This window comes from Leisingera sp. ABM4_101 (assembly GCF_056158725.1).
In genome coordinates this window covers 2,657,168-2,675,987 of sequence record NZ_JBSWTV010000002.1, presented here as the reverse complement: position 1 = coordinate 2,675,987, position 18,820 = coordinate 2,657,168, and the positions used below count along the sequence as shown (strand labels likewise).

The window sequence follows — 18,820 nt, the reverse complement described above, 5'->3', positions numbered from 1 at the left end:
ATTGGCGTGGGCTATCTATGGGTCTGCCACTGCATCTTTTCGCCACAGTCGGCCCGCCTGAATATTGTCTGACCGAATTGCATTTCTGAAAGAAGGACCTGCATTGCTCCGAATTTGCAGAAAGCGGTAACTCAGGAACAGTCTGGTTCCACTAAGCTGCCCCCTCTTCCCCTTTCTTCACCCTTGCGTCATAGGATGGGCCTACTGATTTAAACCACCTTTCAACGCTAGGAGAGACTCTTATGCATGACATCCGCGCTATTCGCGAAAATCCTGCCGCTTTCGACGCCGCTGTGGCGCGGCGCGGGGATGCGGGCGTGTCGTCAGAGATCCTGGCGCTGGATGAGGCGCGCCGGGCCAAGATCCTGGCCGCCGAAACTGCCCAAGCCGAGCAGAACAAGGCCTCCAAGGAAGTCGGCGCCGCCAAGGGCCGCGGCGATGAGGCCGAGTTTGAGCGCCTGCGCGCACTGGTGGCGGAGAAGAAAGCCGAAGTGGCTGCGATGAACGCCGAGGCCAAGGAACTGGACGCCAAGCTGACCGGTATGCTGGGCACCATCCCGAACCTCGCGTTCGAGGATGTGCCGCTGGGCGAGGATGAGGACGACAACGTCGAAATCCGCCGCTGGGGCGAACCCAAGGCGCTCGATTTCGAAGCCAAGGAGCATTTCGAGATCGAAGGCGTGAAGCCCGGCATGGATTTCGAGACCGCGGCCAAGCTCTCGGGCAGCCGCTTTGTGGTGCTGTCCGGTGCCGTCGCCCGCATCCACCGCGCCCTGGCGCAGTTCATGATCAACACCCACGTGGACGAAAACGGACTGACCGAAACCTGGACCCCGGTGCTGGTGCGCGAAGAAATGATGTACGGCACCGGCCAGTTGCCTAAGTTCGGCGAGGACAGCTACAAGACCACCAACGGCTGGTGGCTGGTGCCGACGGCTGAGGTCACGCTGACCAACATCGTCAACGGCATGACGGTTGAGGAAGGCTACCTGCCGCGCCGCTATGTGGCGCACACCCAGTGCTTCCGCTCCGAGGCCGGCAGCGCGGGCAAGGACACCGCCGGCATGCTGCGCCAGCACCAGTTCGAGAAGGTCGAGATGGTCTCGGTCACCCATCCGGACAAAAGCATCGAAGAGCATGAGCGGATGACCCGCTGCGCGGAGGACATTCTGGAGCGTCTGGGTCTGCCCTACCGCACCATTGTTCTGTGCACCGGCGACATGGGCTTTGGCGCCCGCAAGACCCACGACATCGAGGTTTGGGTCCCCGGCCAGAAGACCTACCGCGAGATCTCTTCGGTTTCGGTCTGCGGCGACTTCCAGGCCCGCCGGATGAACGCGCGTTTCAAGCCGGCCGATGGCGGCAAGCCGCAGTTCGTGCATACGCTGAACGGCTCCGGCCTGGCGGTGGGCCGCTGCCTGATCGCGGTGCTGGAGAACGGCCAGCAGGCGGATGGTTCGGTCCAGCTGCCCGAAGCCCTGGCGCCTTACCTGGGCGGCAAGCTAACCCTGACTGCCGAGGGTCAGCTGGTCTGATCTAAACTGCATCAGTGAAACAGAGACCGGCGCCATTGGCGCCGGTTTTCTTTTTGAAGCAAAAGGTTGAAGCTATTTCTTCGCCTTCTTCTTTTTCTTTCCCGGGACCTGTCCATCCAAAATGGCCTGCGCCTTGGCTTTTTCCTTTTCAATGGCCTTTCTGGCCTTGGCTTTGACCTTCTTGGCCTTCTGCTTGGCTTTGATTTTAGCCTCTGCGAATTCTTCCGCCAGCTGGGCTGCCTTGCGTTTGGCCTTGCGCGCCTTAGCCTGGGCCTTGGCAGCCTTGTCCTCCGCAGCCTGGCGGGCGGCTTCCGCGGCCTCCAGCTTGGCGCTCCACTGGCTGCCGGGGCTGGCTTCTTCCGCTTCTGCCACCTGGCTTGCAGCCTGCTCCGGCGCTGCCAGCCCGTTGAGGGCAGCTGCAGCGGATTTGCCGGTGGTTTCGGCAGGCACGGCTTCCCTTGCTGCGCCCAGAAGCCTGGCTGCCCGGCTTTCCCCAACGCCCGGAATATTGCGCAGCTGCTGCTCATCCTTTGCGGCCAATTCCGCCACGGTTTGAATTCCGTGCGCTTTCAGCAGCTTGGCCAGCGCCGGACCGACACCCTTCAATTTAAGAATGGTTGCCATGCCGTCTTTCTCCCCTTCAGTGTTCTTGTCCTTGCCGCGCGTTGCAGGATCATGTCAGCCAATTACTAGGCGGGAAAGGGCACCAGGCATTTTTTCTCTTCATCCCAAAGCTTAAGCGTCAGCGCCCGCACGGCTTCGGGGAACTTGATCCGTCTCAGCCCCAGTTCCGGCGGCAGGCTGTAATGGCACTGGCGCAGCCGGTAGGACGGGATCCGCGCATTATAATGATGGATGTCATGCAGGGTGATATTGGCCACTGCCATGTCGAAGAACCAGCCAAAGTCCAGGCAGGAGGATCCTTGCAACGCCGCCACTTGCGGATTCAGATCCGGGCGGCGGTCCCAGTAGGTATCCTCGAAATTATGCTGCAAATAGACCAGAAACACGCCGATCATTCCGCCGAGGAAGGAAAACGCCAGCCAGACCCAGATGCCTGTCAATCCCGCCGCCCAATAGAGCAGCCCCAGCATCGCCACGATCACCACATTGTGCAGGATCACGCCCGCGGCGCCGAACCGAGTGGTGTTCTTGGGCCAGCGGTAGCGGATGAAATAGGTAAAGGCGGAGCCCAGCGGCACCAGCACAAACGGGTTGCGGTATAACCGGTAGCCCAGCCGCTCCCAGGAACCGGCCGCCTTCCATTCCCGCAGCGTCATGGTGTGGATCTCGCCGGTCTCGCGGTGCTCCAGGTTGCCAATGTTGGAATGATGCAGGTTGTGGTTCTGCTTCATCACCTCAAACGGTGCAAAGGTGAAGGGCGACAGCACATGGCCGGCGATCTCGTTCTGCAGACGGGTTTCGAACAGCGAGTGATGGCCTGTGTCATGCTGCAGCACGTAAAGGCGCACCGCAGCAAAGGCGAACACAATGCCCGCGGGCAGCATCACATACCAGCGGTCCGCATAGGTGATGGCGAGCCACAGAGACAAAAAGTAAACCGCAAATGTTCCAAAATAGCTGAGCGATGCCAGCCGGTTGTCCTTTACTGTGTACTTACGCGTATGTGCCCTCAGATCCATGAAACCATCCATAAAATCTTTGCGTGACAGCTGTGCAAAATGCCCAGCCCATCCAAGGTAAAAATCCAGATAATCCCGCCCCGCGCAAAGACAAGGCTACCGTGCAACAAACGCTTCAACCCTAACGGTAATATCCCGGCCGCGGGAGGGAAATACAACCATGCTGCAAAGGCGGATAACGGCGAAACACCGCGCAACGCAAAACGCCGCCCTTCGGGGCGGCGCGGGGCCCAACGGGCCAAGGTATTCTTTGAATGCCGCGCGGCCGGGCGGGAGATCCTGCCGCTGCGTCAGCTGCCGCGCTTCTTCAGGTGCTTTTCCAGCGCGCCGGCGTTCTTGGCCCGCTTGCCCTTATAGGGGTTCTTGTCGCCCTGCCCGCGCATATAGAGGCGGATCGGCGTGCCGGGCATGTCGAAATCCTCGCGCAGGCCATTGACCAGATAGCGGGTATAACTTTCCGGCAGTTTGTCGGGGTGCGAGCACATCACCACAAATCCCGGCGGGCGGCTTTTAGCCTGAGTCATGTAGCGAAGCTTGATCCGCTTGCCCTGGGGGGCCGGCGGCGGGTGCTGCTCCAGCATGCCAACAAGCCAGCGGTTCAGCGCCGCGGTGGGGACGCGCCGGTTCCAGGTTCCATAGGCACGCATGATCGCCTCGTGCAGCCGGTCCAGCCCCTTGCCGGTCTTGGCCGAAACCGTGACCAGAGGCGCGCCGCGCAGCTGCGGCAGCAGGCGTCCAAAGGCCTCCTTGAGGTCGCGCAGTTTTTCCTGCTTGTGCTCTTCGGCGTCCCATTTGTTGACCGCCACCACAACCGCGCGCCCCTCGCGCTCGGCCAGGTCGGCAATCCGCAGGTCCTGCTGTTCGAACGGGATGCTGGCGTCCAGCAGCACTACCACGACCTCGGCAAATTTCACCGCACGCAGGCCATCGGAGACAGAAAGCTTTTCCAGCTTCTCCTGCACCTTTGCCTTCTTGCGCATGCCGGCGGTGTCGAACACCCGCATCGGCGTATCTTTCCAGTTGATCTTCAAGGAGATCGCATCGCGGGTGATCCCGGCCTCGGGCCCGGTCAGCAGCCGGTCCTCACCCAGGATCTTGTTGATCAGCGTCGACTTGCCCGCATTCGGGCGGCCGACAACAGCAACCTGCAAGGGTTTTGCGTCGGTCGGGACCGGAATGATCTCTTCCTCGTCCTCACCGATCTCTTCATAGACCTCAACGTCCGTGGCAGGCGCATGCTCTTCGGCCGCGGCTTCGAATTTTTCCGCCAGCGGCTGCAGGATGCCGTAGAGGTCGGGCATCCCCTCGCCGTGCTCCCCCGACAGCCGCAGCGGCTCGCCCAGGCCCAGGCCATAGGCTTCCAGAACGCCGGCCTCGGCGGCGTTGCCCTCGGCCTTGTTAGCGGCCAGGATCACATGCGCGGACTTGCGGCGCAGGATATCGGCGAAGATCTCGTCGGTCGGGGTGACGCCGGTGCGGGCGTCGATCATGAACAGGCAGATATCAGCCACATCCACCGCCCGCTCTGTCAGGCGGCGCATGCGGCCCTCAAGCGAGTTGTCGGTGGCGTCCTCCAGGCCCGCGGTGTCAATCACCGTGAACCGCAGATCGCCGAGCCGCGCCGCGCCCTCGCGCAGGTCGCGCGTGACGCCCGGCTGGTCGTCGACCAGGGCCAGCTTCTTGCCCACAAGGCGGTTGAACAGGGTGGACTTGCCCACATTGGGACGGCCCACGATGGCGAGGGTAAAGGACATCAGACCAACTTTCTGCAACTCAAGGTGCGGCACATAGCGTATCTGTACGGCAACCGCCAGTGCTCAGCGGTATGCCAGCAAGTCGCCTTTGGAGGAAACCACGTAGAGCGTGCGCCCTGCAACAACCGGTGCCGTCGTGGCACCGCCGGGCACCTCAATGCTGCGGGACAGGCTGCCATCCTGTGGATTAAAGAACCGCAGCACCCCGTCATTGGAGGCCAGCAGGATCTGGCCGCCTGCCAGAACCGGGCCGTAATGCACGTGGATCTGGCCGCGCTTGCCCGGCTTGTCCTTCAAGTAGCCCGGCAGGTCCACCGCCCAGATGACCTCGCCATTGTCTGCGTCCAGGCGCAGAAGCTGGTTCAGATCGCTCACCTGAAACAGGCTGCCGCCAGCGGGCCAGGCTGTGCCGGAGGCCCCTTCGCGCGCTGTCCAAAGACGTTCGCCCGTGTCCAGATCAAAAGCCACTGTGCGGCCGGAATTGTTGCCCGCATAGATCCGCTTGCCTGAAACCACCGGCGCACCGGTAACATCGCTGATCCGTGACAGGGTCTGTCCGGTGCGCTGGCCTGAGACTGACGCACTCCAGCGGCGCAGGCCGCCGCGGCGGAAGGTGGCGATCAGGTCGCCGGATCCGAAGGCAAAGATCGCAAGGTCATTGGTCACCACCGGCGCAGGTGCGCCCAGGATATTGGAAGCAGAGGGCGAAGCCTCGATCTGCCAGGCAATCCGCCCGTCCTTTGCATTCACCGCCCAGCCGGCATCGTCACCGGCCACCAGATAGACCAGCCCGCCGCTGACCCGCGGCTGGCCGGAGCCGGTGGCATCAAGTTCCTGGCGCCAGACCAGGCTGCCGTCTGCCGCATTCAAGGCAGTCAGAACGCCAAAACCGGATGAGACATAAAGAATACCGTCGTCATAAGCCAAGCCGCCGCCGGTCGCCTGGCCTTCCTCATCCTCTGCGGGGATCAGCTCGCTCTGCCACAGCAGTTGCCCCTGCGGCGACACCGCCGACACCTTGGCATCACTGTCCAGCGTGTAGACGCGCCCGGCGCCGACTACCGGCGTGGCGGTAATGCGCTTGCGGCGCCCGTCGCCTTCGCCGATGGCGGTGGACCAGGCAAGCTGCGGCGCAGCTGACAGCGCGGGATGCGCCGTGCGCCCGGCCTCGGCGCCGTGCCCCTGGGCCCATTCGGGATTGGCAGCCTGTTTCGGCAGCGAAATTGCGCGGGACTGGTTCACCACCTCCACGGCTGTCTCCGGCCGGATATCTTCGCGCTCTCCGCGCAAGATGATCTCTTCTTCTGCACAGGCCGCCAAAACGGCTGCAGCCGCGGTTGTGCAAAGAAGCGCCCGTGCCCGGGTGAAAGTGCTGATTTTTGTCATTGCCCTGCCCTGTGTGCCGTTCTTTTTTCCGCAAGTTCCCATCTGCGGAGCGCCTTACCCCTCAGGCGCGGCGGTATCCTCAATCGAGCCGCCAAGCGCCACAATCACCTGAGTTGCGCGGTCTTTCAAGTCTCCACTCGCCGCTGCATCCGCCGCAATGCTCTGAAGACGGGCAATTGCCGCCTCGCTGTTGCCCTCTTCGATCTCCAGCAGCGCCAGCTGTTCCGAGGCCAGCAGCGCCAGCGGTGCTCCCGGCTGCGCCAGCGCTTCATATTGCAGGCGGCGTTCTGCAACGCTCAGGCTGCCGGCCTGGAGCGCCAGCGCCTTGAAACTGGCAATATGCCGGTAGATCAGCGGCAGGCTGCCATCCACGGCGACGGCCTCCAGCTGCGCGACGGCTTCAGCCTGCTTGCCGGCATCGGCCAGCGCGCCTGCTTCCAGCATCCCGAGAATGGCAGCGCCGCCAGCGCTGTCCGCAGAAACTGCCGCCAGCGCTTCCGCCTGCGCCGCGCTGCCTTCGATCTCCAATGCAGCGGTGATACCGTCCCCCAGCGCCTCAGCCGCGGCTTGGTCCTGCGCTTTGGAGTATTCCCGGAACGCCGCGCCGCCGACAATCAGCGCGACCGCTGCACCGCCAATCCAGCCATAGCGCTTCAGCATCAGGAAAAGCCGGTCACGGCGGACCTCTTCGGTCACTTCGTCGATGAAACTGTCGGTATCGCTCATGAAAAGCCCCTGCGATGCGCGGCCCGGGCTGCTGCCCGCACCGGTATTGAATGCGTTGCGCCCCTCTTACCCCGCCTCAAAGGCCAAGCCAAGTGGCCCGTTTGCACCAGAAACTTCTGCATTCCTGCAAGAAAAGCAAGAAATGTGAACTAAACCACTTAGTTTAGAATGGACATCTCCTATATCAGGCCTATCACATACGCGCGAGTCCCTCCGTGACAGCGCCAGGCCAGCGCCCGGGCTTCACCCCAAGGGGACAGACAGGAAACAGGAAAGGCCCAACCATGCGTATCGTACCGGTACTGACCGCCGCAGCGGTGATGACCGCCCTCTATCTGGTGGTGATTGAGCGCGACGATCTGATGGCCTTTGCCCGGGGAGAGGATGCTGCCGCGGCGGCTGAGACCGGCGCGGAACCTGCCGTATCCCAGGAACTCGCCCAAGCCGAGGACACCCGTGTTGGCGTGGTGGCGCTGCACAGCAAGGCGCGCACCATCGGCAGCGCGGTGATCCTGCGCGGCCAGACCCAGGCGATCCGCCAGGTTGAGGTGCGGGCCGAAACGACCTCCACCGTGACCTCGGAACCGCTGCGCAAGGGCGCCCACGTCACGAAGGGCGACCTGCTGTGCGAGCTGGACCCGGGCACCCGTCCCGCCATGCTGCTGCAGGCGCAAGCCCAGCTGAAAGAGGCCAAGATCAACCTCACCGCCGCATCGAAACTGTCCGAGGGCGGATATGCATCCGAAACCCGGCTGGCCGCCGCCGAGGCCGCAGAACGCTCTGCCTTGGCATCTGTTGCATCGGCAGAACGCGAGATTGCCCATTTGCGGATCACCGCGCCGTTCGACGGGCTGCTGGAAAGCGATACCGCAGAACTGGGCAGCCTGCTGCAGCCCGGCAGCCTCTGCGGCACCGTGATTCAGCTAGATACCATCAAGCTCGTCGGCTTTGTGCCCGAGGCGGAAGTGAACAAAGTGGAACTGGGCGCCGATGCAGGCGCCGAACTGGCCACCGGCCAGCGGGTGCAGGGCAAGGTCACCTTCCTCAGCCGCTCCGCGGATCCCAACACCCGCACGTTCGAGGTCGAGATCACCGTGCCCAACCCGGATCTCAGCATCCGCGACGGCCAGACCGCCGACATCGCGATCTCCTCTGCCGGGCGGCTGGCCCATAAGGTGCCGCAGTCGGCGCTGACCCTGAACAACGAGGGCCAGCTGGGCGTGCGCGTTGTCGGATCGGACAGCACCGTGGTATTCTACCCCGTGCAGCTGCTCAGGGATGAGGCCGACGGCGTCTGGCTGGGCGGCCTGCCCGAAACCGCGGATGTGATCGTGGTGGGCCAGGATTTTGTCACCGAAGGCGTCGCCGTGGCGGCCACCTACCGGGAGAATGAACAGTGATTGGCATCGTCGATTGGGCCGCCGGCCGCGCCCGGATGGTCCTCGCCTTCATCGCAATCTCGCTTCTGGTCGGCGGGTTTGCTTATTCCATGCTGCCCAAAGAGGGCGAGCCGGACATCGAAATCCCAGCCCTGTTCATCTCGGTCCCCTTCCCCGGCATCTCTGCCGAGGATGCCGAATCCCTGATGGTCAAGGTGATGGAGACCGAGCTTGCCGACCTCGACGGGCTCGACAAGATGACCTCCACCGCCGCCGAAGGCTATGCCGGGGTGGCGCTGGAGTTTGAGTTCGGCTGGAACAAGACCGCGATCATGGCCGACGTGCGCGACGCGATGGACAAAGCCGAGGCGGAATTCCCCGACGGCGCTGAAAAATACTCGATCACCGAAATCAACTTCTCCGAATTCCCGATCGTCATCGTCAACCTGACCGGTGCGGTACCGGAACGTACGATGGCGCGTATTGCCAAGGACTTGCAGGACGACCTTGAAGCGCTGGATGCGGTGCTGGAGGCAGGCATTGCAGGCAACCGCGACGAGATGGTCGAGGTGCTGATCGACCCGCTGCGGCTGGAAGCCTATAACGTCACCGCCCTTGAGCTGATCAATGTTGTGCAGAACAACAACCAGCTGATTGCCGCGGGCGAAGTGGAAAGCAGCCAGGGCGCCTTCTCGGTCAAGATCCCCTCCTCCTTTGACGATGTGCAGGACATCTACCGGCTGCCGGTCAAAACCAATGGCGACCGCGTGGTCACTCTGGGCGAGCTTGCGCAGATCAACTTCACCTTTGAAGACCGCGAAGGCACCGCCCGCTTCAACGGCGAGGACACGGTGGCGCTGCAGGTGGTGAAGCGCAAGGGCTACAACCTGATCGACACCGTCAACCTGGTGAAGGAGACCATCCAGGCCTCCAAGGCCAAATGGCCGCCGGAATTGCAGGCGGCGGTCGAGGTTGGCACCTCCAACGACCAAAGCCGCGTTGTCGGCTCGATGGTGAGCCAGCTTGAGGGCTCGGTTCTGACCGCAGTGGCACTGGTGATGATCGTCGTGCTCTCCGCGCTTGGCAGCCGTGCTGCCCTGCTGGTGGGCTTTGCGATCCCCACCTCTTTCCTCTTGTGCTTTGCCTTCCTCGCGCTGATGGGTGTCACCATTTCCAACATGGTAATGTTCGGCCTGATCCTCGCCGTCGGCATGCTGGTCGACGGCGCCATCGTGATCGTGGAATACGCCGACAAGCGCATCAAGGAAGGCTCAGGCCCGATGCACGCCTATGTCGAGGCGGCCCAGCGGATGTTCTGGCCGGTGGTGTCTTCCACCGCCACCACGCTCTGCGCCTTCCTGCCGCTGCTGTTCTGGCCCGGTGTCCCGGGTGAGTTCATGGGCATGCTGCCGGTCACCATGATCTTCGTGCTGTCCGCATCGCTGGTGGTGGCATTGATCTACCTGCCGGTCATGGGCGGCGTCACCGGCCGCATCAGCCGTACGTTTGAGGGCGCTTCCCGCGCCCTGCGCATGATCGCGCCCTGGTGGCTGCGCGCGGCTTTGGTGCCGCTGCCGATGTGGGGCATGTTCGCAGGCGCCATGCAGATGCTGAACCCGGCCTATCTGCTGGGCGCAGGCGCGGGCCTGGGCGGCGTGCTGTTCGGCGGGCTGGTCTTTACCCTGTCGGCCTTTGCCGCCTCCATCACCCTCAGCGCGGTGAAGATCGAGCGCGAGCAGACAGAGGCCGCGCCCGGTTACCGCCACACGCCGTTTGGCCATGTGATCAAGTTCATTGCCGGCAACCCGATCATGCCGGTGGTCACCATCGTCGCCGTCGTGTTTGCAATCTCTTCCGTGTTTACCGCCTATGGCGAAAACAACCGCGGCGTTGAATTCTTCGTGGATTCGGAACCGGAGCAGGCCTCGGCCTATGTCCGCGCCCGCGGCAACATCTCGCTGCATGAAAAGGACGAGATGGTCCGCGCCGCCGAAAACATTATCATGCAGCACCACGCGGTGATCAACGTGTTCTCCTTTGCCGGCGACGGCGGCCTCAACACCGACAGCTCCGGCGCGCAGCTGCCGCCGGACACCATCGGCCAGGTCCAGTTCGAGATCATCCCCTGGGAAGACCGCCCTACCCAAAGCGAGCCGCTGGATGGCTGGTTCGGCGGGCTGCTGACCGAATACCTGGGTGTTGAAAAGGAAATCATCGCCGAGGAATACGGCGGCAACACCGTCCTGGACGAGCTCAACGCCGAACTCGCCAAGCTGCCCGGCTTCGAGGTCGAGGTCCGCGCCCTGGCGCAAGGCCCTGCGACCGGCAAACCGGTGCACCTGCGGCTGCGCGGCGACGGCTGGGAGGATCTGACCGCCGCCACCCTGGCCGCACGGGCGCATTTCGAATCCACCCCCGGCCTGATCCTGATCGAGGACAGCCTGCCCCTGCCCGGCATCGACTGGCAGATCGATGTCGACGTCGAGAAGGCCGGCCGCTACGGCGCCGATGTGGCCACCGTGGGCGCCATGGTGCAGCTGGTCACGCGCGGTATCCTGCTGGACACCATGCGGGTCGACAGTTCGGATGAAGAAATCGACATCCGCGTCCGTCTGCCGGAACAGGACCGGGTGCTGTCGACACTCGACAGCCTCAAGGTCCGCACCGCCGACGGGCTGGTGCCGCTGTCAAACTTCATCACCCGCAAACCGGTTCCGAAACTGGCCCAGATCAACCGCATCGGCCAGGAGCGGTATTATGACGTCAAGGCGGATGTGACAGCCGGCCTCAGCAAGGTCGAGGCAGAAGATCCGGACACCGGCGAAATGACCCGGCTGGCCCTGCTCAAGGAACTGCCAGAGGGCACTGCCGCATCGGGTGACACCCTTACCGCCCCCAACGGCAGCACGCTGGAGCTGGTGCAGCTGACCGGCGCCGAAAGCTTTGAAGCCGTGCAGGCGGCGATCAGCGAGGGCGCCAAGATTGTTCCGGTGAACCCGAACGAACGGATCATGTTGATCACCGAATGGCTGGAGACCGACCCGCTGCCGCGCAGCATTTCCTGGGAATGGACCGGCGACCAGGAGGAGCAGGAGGAATCCGGCGCATTCCTGTCCAAGGCCTTTGCCGGCGCGCTGGCGCTGATGTTCGTGATCCTGCTGGCCCAGTTCAACAGCTTCTACAACTCAGTGCTGGTGCTCTTGGCGGTGGTGCTCTCCACCACCGGTGTGCTGATCGGCATGCTGGTCATGAACCAGCCGTTTTCGATCATCATGACCGGCACCGGCATCGTGGCGCTGGCGGGGATCGTGGTGAACAACAACATCGTGCTGATCGACACCTATCAGGAATTCAGCCAGAAGATGCCGCGGATCGAGGCGATCATTCGCACCGCAGAGGCCCGCATCCGCCCGGTGCTCTTGACCACCATCACCACGATGGCCGGCCTCACCCCGATGATGTTCGGCGTCAGCCTGGACTTCATCAACGGCGGCTATTCTATCGACAGCCCCACTGCGCTGTGGTGGAAACAGCTGGCCACCGCTGTGGTCTTCGGCCTGGGCATCGCCACCATCCTGACGCTGGTGCTGACACCATCGCTGCTGGCAATCCGGGTCTGGTTCTCCACCTACATGCAGGCCCTGGGGCGGGCGCTGTCGCGGATCACCCGCGGCCGCTCCAGCCGCATCGCGCAGGACTCAAAGCTGTTCAAGAAGGCCCGCCAGCTTCCCACCACCGAAATCCAGTGGGTTGAAGAGCCAGCCCCGGAGACAAGTGAAGGTGAAGAGGACGAACCGCAGCCCCCGGCCCCGCGCGGCCGCCTGCGCGCAGCAGAGTAACCGGACAAAGAAAAAGCCCCGCTGCCGCGGGGCTTTTTACTTGCAGGGGCAGACCCGGCCGCCCACTGGCTGGGATCAATCGGTAAAAGTGTATTCACCCAGCTCACACAGGTCGAGGCCATAGTCCTCAGCCTCGGACCCGTCGGCAAAACCGCCTCGGATGTCATAGACGCAGGTGGTTGCCCCATCGGCGATCAGCACACCGATCTCATAGCCGGGTGCCAGATAACCTCCGTCCAGCAGGTTTTCCTCCCAATCGTCCGAAGACGCGGGCGATACATTAAATTCAACCAGTTCGGCGCTGCTGTCATTGAAAAGCAGGAACTCCAGGTCCTCGGCAAAAGCGGGCGCCTGGAAGGCCAGCAAAGCGGCAGCGGAAAGAGCGGGCAGAAGTTTCTTCATCAGTTTGTCCTTTTGGCCAGGCCGCGCGGCGCCATGCCGCAGGTCCCGGATCAGGCGTACTTTATTGCGCACCGGAAGCTGGTCAACGGGGAAAGCGTGCAATGGTTTCCCAACCAAGGCTGGCAAGGTGCTGCGCCCTGCAGGCGCCCTTCACGCTTCGGCAGGGAAGTTCTGATACCCGGTGATCGTCGATCTTACTGCCGGGAAGGAAAACAGCACATGCCGCGACCCAGCTCCCCAGCAAAGACGCTTGCCGGAACCGCGGGGCTGGTGCTGCTCGCTGCCGTCGCCTATTTCGCCCTTCACCGGCCAGATCCGGGCACCAGGGCCGATCCCCTCGCAATAGTCGTTCCGCAAGGCAAGGAAGCGCGGTCCACGGCACTGGTTCTTACCGGCGCTGAGGGCTGGGGCAGCGACCTGGCGGCGCGTGCGCAGCGGCTATCCGAGATGCACACTTTGGTCATTGGCGTTGACGGTCCCGCGCTGCTGGCCCGGACCGGCGGCGATTGCTCCGCAACTTCCGCTCTGCTGGCCAGGCTTGCGCGCCGTATTCAGGATCAGCAGGGGCACTGGCCCGCACGCCAGTTCTGACGGGTTTCGGCACTGGCGCGGACATTGCCCTGGCAGCAGCAGATGCAGCTCCGGACCGGTTCAAGGGACTGGTCACATCCGGTTTCACCGATACCTCCCCCTGCGGCGGCGCGGCACTGGCAACAGCCCGGAAAGGCAAGGCCCCGCTGCGCTGGCTGGACCTCGCCTCCCCGGGCCGCACATCCTTTGCCACGGGTGCCGCGGGTGCCACGGTGGTGGCGCCGGGTCCCGACACCAGCCCGCGCCGCGCTTTTTACCAAAGCTATCTGCGTCTGGCGGGCACCGATCACGCCTTTGATGTTGAAACTGCCGCCAAGGACAGCAGCCTGGCAGATCTGCCGCTCACCATCCACCACGGCGATGCAGTGACGGCGGGCGGCACCTATGCGATTTTTCTGTCTGGCGACGGCGGCTGGGCGAATTTCGATGAACAGATCGCGGACAGGCTGGCAGCCCGCGGCATCCCTGTCGTGGGAATTTCCAGTCTGCGCTACATGTGGCGCGAAAAACGTCCCCGGCAGATCGCCGCCGACCTGACCCGCATCGACATGCATTTCCGCCAGAAATTCGGCGCCAGCCGTGTCCTGCTGCTGGGATTTTCACTTGGGGCCAACACGCTGCCCTTTGCCGTCCCAGAACTGCCGCCCGGGTTGCGCTCGCGCCTTGCAGCTGTGGGGCTGATTGCACCGGAAACCCTCACCGGTTTTGAAATCGTTGCCGGCGGCTGGCTGGGCAGGCCCACCGGATCGGCAGAGGTCGCACCGGCCATTAACACCCTTTCTGCAAGCCTGCCACCAAGCCGGGTTCTGTGCCTGTACGGCCGCAAGGAGACGGTCAGCGCCTGCCCTGTCTCCCGGCTTCCGGCACCGCAAAAGATGGCCTTCGACGGCGGCCACCATCTGGGAAATGATTATGACCGCATTGTAAGGGCGCTGACAGCCCTGGCTGGCAGCAGCGGTTAAGCCCGCTCCCTCCCAGGGGCAGCCTGCCGCAGCCCGGCCGGGCCAGGCAGCGCGCGGCCCGGCAGTTCACAGTTTTGCGGAGCTTTCCCAAAGGGATTTTTTGCGGGTTTGTTCGACGAGTGTGCAATACCATAGATTTTTTATTATTTGCGTTCGCCCAGCAACGGAACCTCGCACAGCAACGCGCTAACTTGTTGATTTAAGTGTGCAATTCTTGATCAACCGAAAGGGCCGCAATACAGTTCTCCTAATTGCATGAATTTGAAACACTGCCATTTGCGTCAATTCCAGCCCGGAATTGCCGCATTTGGACAGCCAAGAATAAAACATCTATTTAAAACACAACTCTAAGACACTTTCGAAGTTCACTATATGTTATCTCCTCCATGGCATTGAACCACCGAGAATGGGTAATTCCCGCAAATCGTGTTTCTTTGGTTAGGGAAAGATAGATGTCTTTACGTTCGCAGATCCTGGCGCTGATCGCAGTTCCCTTCATCGCACTGGCCGCAATAGGCGGTTTCAAGGCCTCGGTGGATTTTGAGAACTACCAAAATGCAAAACAGTCGCAAATCCAGACCCGCGAGTCAGTGGCTCTTATGAATGTGGTCCACTACCTGCAGGTAGAACGCGGATTGTCCGCCGTGTTTCTGTCATCCAAAGGGGAGTCCGGCACTGCTGATCTGAGCGCGACGCGCAGTCAAGTCGACCAAGCCATTCAGGACGTCCCGCACACGGCGGCACAGGCTCTGACAAACCTGGATCAGCTGTCCGCCCTGCGTGAAACGGTCAGCGCCCAAGGGCTTAGCCCGGCGCAAATGGGATCACGCTATTCGGGCATGATCGCCGATATCCTTGACAGCACCAGCGTGCAGCTTCTGCATCAGAAGAACGCCGAACTGGCCCAGCTCAGCACCGGTCTTGTCAACCTTGCCTATGCCAAGGAGGCCGCGGGGCAGCAACGGGCTGCAGGGGCCGGGGGTTTTGGCCTGGGAAGCTTCAACTTGGACCTCTACCGCTGGTTCACCAGCACAGGTGCTGTTGAAACCAAGCTGCTGGACATCGCAGGATTGGCCTTTGGCCAGATACTGCCCGCGTTGGACATCCGCGCAGGCCTTGAACCCGCCGGCCTGCCAGGTATCCGCACCCAGGTCCTGGAGGCAGGCCCGGGTGCCACGGCTCCGGATTACAGTTCCCGCGACTGGTTCAACCGCGCCACCAGCTGGGTAAGCTCTTTGCGGGGCGTCGAGAACACCGTGACAGGCGCAATGATGGCTTTCACCACCGAGGAAGCCAGTAGCGCACGCCAGGCGCTCATCGTAACCATGGCGGCGGTTGCGCTGTCGCTGATCATCAGCGGCACCATCGGGCTGCGCCTGATAACCGCCTTTACGAAACAATTCGGCGCCCTGCAGGCAGACCTGGACCGTCTCGCCCGCAAGGAATTCGATTTCCAGCCAGCCTTTCTTGAGTCAAAAACCGAAGTCGGCAAACTTAGCCGGGCAATGGAAAAAACCCGGGCCGCGCTGGCGGAAGCGGATGAAAAGCTTGCCAATATCGAAGCCAGCCGCATCGCCGACCGCGGCGCTGTCGTCGGCAAGCTTGACGACCATCTGGCCCGCCTCTCCAGCCGCGATCTCGATTGCGCCATCAACGAGGCTTTCCCGGAGGAATATGAACAGCTGCGCCAAAGCTTCAACGGCACTGTCGAAACTTTGCGCGACACCATTGAACAGGTGATCGCGGCCACCAGCAGCATTCACAGCGGTGCAACTGAGATCAGCACCGCCTCCGACGACCTGTCCAACCGCACGGAAAGCCAGGCCGCCACTCTGGAGGAAACCGCCGCAGCCCTGGAAGAGCTGACTGCATCGGTCAAATCCTCGGCAGACGGCGCACGCGGAGTTGAGCAGACGATGAAGGAAGCCCGCCAGGAGGCAGAGGCCAGCGGCGAAGTGGTCAAAAGCGCCGTTGCTGCGATGACCGAGATCGAGCAATCCTCGACCAAGATCTCCCAGATCATCTCAGTCATTGACGACATCGCCTTTCAAACCAACCTGCTGGCCCTCAACGCAGGTGTCGAAGCGGCCCGGGCCGGCGAGGCAGGCAAAGGCTTTGCAGTGGTTGCCTCCGAAGTGCGCGCCCTTGCGCAGCGTTCCGCGGATGCCGCCACCGAGATCAAGTCGCTGATCGGGGACAGCTCCAAACATGTGAAACAGGGCGTTGATCTTGTTGGAGAAACCGGTGATGCGCTGACCAGTATTGTCAGCCGTGTCAACACGATCTCGGAACTTGTCTCCAACATCGCTGAAGGCGCTGCGGAACAGTCAACCGGCCTGAGCGAGATCAACACTGGCGTCGGCCAGCTGGACCAGGTCACCCAGCAAAACGCCGCGATGGTCGAAGAGGCCACCGCTGCCGGCCACATGCTGCACACCGACGCCAGCAAGCTGGCGGAGCTGATCGGACAGTTCAAAATCTCCGGTACTGTGGCAGCGGCCGCCAAAAGGCCCGCTGCGGCCCCGGCGCCGAAAACGCCCAGCGCGCACGGTGAAGAAATGGACTTTGGCACTGCGGTGCCAATGCCTGCCAAGGCGGCAAACGGAGGATGGGAGGACTTCTAATCTCCCAGCACAGAAACAAGGGCAAAGGCCGGTTCAAAGAACCGGCCTTTTCTTTTCAGTTCGACCGGGTCTGGTCCTTGCAGCCTCAGGCAGCGTCCTGATCCGCTTGCTGGCGCTGCCACAGCCGGGCATAGCGGCCGTCCTTCGCCAGCAGATCCTCATGGGTGCCGGTTTCGGCGATTTCGCCTTTCTCCAGCACAACGATCCGGTCTGCTTCGGCAATGGTCGACAGCCGGTGCGCGATCGTGATCACCGTACGCCCCTGCCCGGCCCGGGCCAGCGCTTCCTTGATCTCCTGCTCGGTGTCAGTATCAAGCGCCGAAGTTGCCTCGTCCAGCAGCAGCACCGGCGGGTTCTTGAGCAGCGTCCGGGCAATCCCGACCCGCTGCTTTTCACCGCCGGACAGCTTCAGCCCCCGCTCACCCACCTGGGTGTCATAGCCTTCGGGCAGCGCCATGATGAAGTCGTGGATCTGCGCGTCGCGCGCGGCCTGCTCCACCTCATCCTGGGTGGCCCCGTCGCGGCCATAGGCGATGTTATAGCGGATGGTGTCGTTGAACAGAACGGTATCCTGCGGCACCACGCCAATGGCCTGATGCAGGCTTTGCTGCGTCACCTCACGCACATCCTGCCCGTCAATCTTCAGCGCGCCCCCGGTGACATCATAGAACCGGAACAGCAGCCGCCCGATTGTCGATTTTCCCGACCCGGTGGAGCCGACAATCGCCACAGTCTGGCCCGGCTCCGCCTCCAGCGAGACACCTTTCAGGATCTCACGGCCTGCATCATAGGAGAACCGCACATCCTCCAGCGTGATCCGCCCGCCGTTCACCTGCAACTGACCGGCGCCCGGCCGGTCGCTTACATCCGCGGGCTGTTCCAGCAGGTCGAACATCTCGCCCATGTCCACCAGGCTCTGGCGGATTTCGCGGTAGACGGTGCCGAGGAAGTTCAATGGCACGGTGATCTGGATCATATAGGCGTTGACCATGACAAAGTCGCCGACGGTCAGATGGCCCTGCTCAACCCCGACCGCCGCCATAACCATGACCCCGATGAGGCCGGCAGTGATGATCACGCTTTGCCCGAAATTCAGCGCCGCCAGCGAATAGGCAGTTTTCAAGGCCGCCTGCGCATAGCCCCGCATCGCGCCGTCATAGCGTGCGGCCTCGCGGTCCTCGGCCACAAAATACTTCACTGTCTCATAATTCAGCAGGCTGTCGATGGCTTTCTGATTGGCATCGGTATCCTGCTGGTTCATTTCCCGCCGCAGCTTCACCCGCCATTCGGTCACGGCGAATGTGAACCAGACATAAAGCCCGATGGTGGCAGCCACCACCAGCAGATACCAGGCGTCGAACAGGACCGTCAGGATCACCGCAACCAGCGTCAGCTCCAGGATCAGCGGCCCGATGGAAAACAGCATGAACCTCAGCAGGAATTCGACGCCCTTCACCCCGCGCTCGATGATGCGGCTGAGGCCGCCGGTCTTGCGGGTGATGTGATAGCGCATCGACAGGCGGTGAATATGGGTAAAGGTCTCCAGCGCCAGGCGGCGCAAGGCCCGCTGGCCGACAGGGGCAAAGACCGCATCGCGCAGCTGCTGAAATCCGGTGGTCAGGATCCGCGACACGCCGTACGCCACGGTGAGGCCGACTGCCCCCAGCGCCAGCGGCGGCACGCCTTCGCCCGCCAGGCTGTCCACCGCACCCTTGTACAGCATCGGCGTATAGACCGCGATCAGCTTGGCCAGAACCAGAACCGCCAGCGCCAGCACCACGCGGATCTTCACCGCGCGGTTGCCCTGGGGCCACAAATACGGCCCCACCTTGCGCAGCGTGCGCAGGCCGGAGCGGCGTTCATCTTCGGCAATGGATGGCTCGGTCGGCGCTGCGGCCTGATCTGTCTGTGTCATGTCTGGTCCTGGCTAGACCAATTGAAATACGCACCCGATCACGAAATTGCGAGGGTCAGGCGTA

At 62.7% G+C, this 18,820-nt stretch carries 13 protein-coding genes; 6 read left to right on the top strand and 7 right to left on the bottom strand.

Annotation, left to right across the window (positions count from 1 at the left end; genetic code table 11):
• The first annotated feature begins 242 nt into the window (after positions 1 to 242).
• Positions 243 to 1,535, top strand: a complete 1,293-nt coding sequence (gene serS / locus ACXAEK_RS14235) for a serine--tRNA ligase (RefSeq protein WP_475042835.1) — start codon at positions 243 to 245, stop codon at positions 1,533 to 1,535.
• Positions 1,536 to 1,607: 72 nt separating this feature from the next.
• Here the strand turns inward: serS and ACXAEK_RS14230 are convergent, their stop codons facing one another.
• From ACXAEK_RS14230 to ACXAEK_RS14210, 5 genes are all read right to left on the bottom strand, one after another.
• Positions 1,608 to 2,159, bottom strand: a complete 552-nt coding sequence (locus tag ACXAEK_RS14230) for a helix-hairpin-helix domain-containing protein (RefSeq protein ID WP_475042833.1) — start codon at positions 2,157 to 2,159, stop codon at positions 1,608 to 1,610.
• Between the two features lie 65 nt (positions 2,160 to 2,224).
• Entirely contained in the window at positions 2,225 to 3,178 is a 954-nt protein-coding gene (locus tag ACXAEK_RS14225; protein WP_475042832.1) for a fatty acid desaturase, read from the bottom strand.
• A 290-nt stretch (positions 3,179 to 3,468) separates the two neighbouring features.
• A complete protein-coding gene (gene der, locus ACXAEK_RS14220) occupies positions 3,469 to 4,932 on the bottom strand; it encodes a ribosome biogenesis GTPase Der (protein ID WP_475042831.1) in 1,464 nt (487 codons plus the stop codon).
• 63 nt (positions 4,933 to 4,995) lie between these two features.
• Complete coding sequence (locus ACXAEK_RS14215; protein ID WP_475042829.1) at positions 4,996 to 6,318, bottom strand: PQQ-like beta-propeller repeat protein; 1,323 nt, start codon at positions 6,316 to 6,318, stop codon at positions 4,996 to 4,998.
• A 54-nt stretch (positions 6,319 to 6,372) separates the two neighbouring features.
• Positions 6,373 to 7,044, bottom strand: a complete 672-nt coding sequence (locus tag ACXAEK_RS14210) for a hypothetical protein (RefSeq protein ID WP_475042828.1) — start codon at positions 7,042 to 7,044, stop codon at positions 6,373 to 6,375.
• A gap of 284 nt (positions 7,045 to 7,328) precedes the next feature.
• On the opposite strand from ACXAEK_RS14210, the gene ACXAEK_RS14205 reads away from it, so the two are divergent.
• Both ACXAEK_RS14205 and ACXAEK_RS14200 read left to right on the top strand, forming a co-directional pair.
• Positions 7,329 to 8,444, top strand: a complete 1,116-nt coding sequence (locus ACXAEK_RS14205) for an efflux RND transporter periplasmic adaptor subunit (RefSeq protein WP_475042826.1) — start codon at positions 7,329 to 7,331, stop codon at positions 8,442 to 8,444.
• Positions 8,441 to 12,262: an efflux RND transporter permease subunit gene (locus ACXAEK_RS14200; protein WP_475042825.1), complete on the top strand. Its 3,822-nt coding sequence runs from the start codon at positions 8,441 to 8,443 to the stop codon at positions 12,260 to 12,262. The genes ACXAEK_RS14205 and ACXAEK_RS14200 overlap by 4 nt, the downstream gene beginning before the upstream one ends.
• Before the next feature lie 75 nt (positions 12,263 to 12,337).
• Here ACXAEK_RS14200 and ACXAEK_RS14195 read toward each other — a convergent pair whose 3' ends face one another.
• Complete coding sequence (locus tag ACXAEK_RS14195; protein WP_475042824.1) at positions 12,338 to 12,664, bottom strand: hypothetical protein; 327 nt, start codon at positions 12,662 to 12,664, stop codon at positions 12,338 to 12,340.
• Between the two features lie 219 nt (positions 12,665 to 12,883).
• Between ACXAEK_RS14195 and ACXAEK_RS14190 the strand changes: the two genes are divergently transcribed.
• The 3 genes from ACXAEK_RS14190 to ACXAEK_RS14180 all read left to right on the top strand — a co-directional run bounded on the left by ACXAEK_RS14190 (position 12,884) and on the right by ACXAEK_RS14180 (position 16,841).
• A complete protein-coding gene (locus ACXAEK_RS14190; RefSeq protein ID WP_475042822.1) occupies positions 12,884 to 13,255 on the top strand; it encodes a hypothetical protein in 372 nt (123 codons plus the stop codon).
• Entirely contained in the window at positions 13,171 to 14,217 is a 1,047-nt protein-coding gene (locus tag ACXAEK_RS14185) for an AcvB/VirJ family lysyl-phosphatidylglycerol hydrolase (RefSeq protein WP_475042821.1), read from the top strand. The genes ACXAEK_RS14190 and ACXAEK_RS14185 overlap by 85 nt, the downstream gene beginning before the upstream one ends.
• Before the next feature lie 452 nt (positions 14,218 to 14,669).
• A complete protein-coding gene (locus ACXAEK_RS14180) occupies positions 14,670 to 16,841 on the top strand; it encodes a methyl-accepting chemotaxis protein (RefSeq protein WP_475042819.1) in 2,172 nt (723 codons plus the stop codon).
• An 85-nt stretch (positions 16,842 to 16,926) separates the two neighbouring features.
• Here ACXAEK_RS14180 and ACXAEK_RS14175 read toward each other — a convergent pair whose 3' ends face one another.
• Positions 16,927 to 18,756 (bottom strand): ABCB family ABC transporter ATP-binding protein/permease, encoded by a 1,830-nt coding sequence (locus ACXAEK_RS14175; RefSeq protein ID WP_475042818.1) that lies wholly within the window; start codon positions 18,754 to 18,756, stop codon positions 16,927 to 16,929.
• Between the last annotated feature and the right edge of the window lie 64 nt (positions 18,757 to 18,820).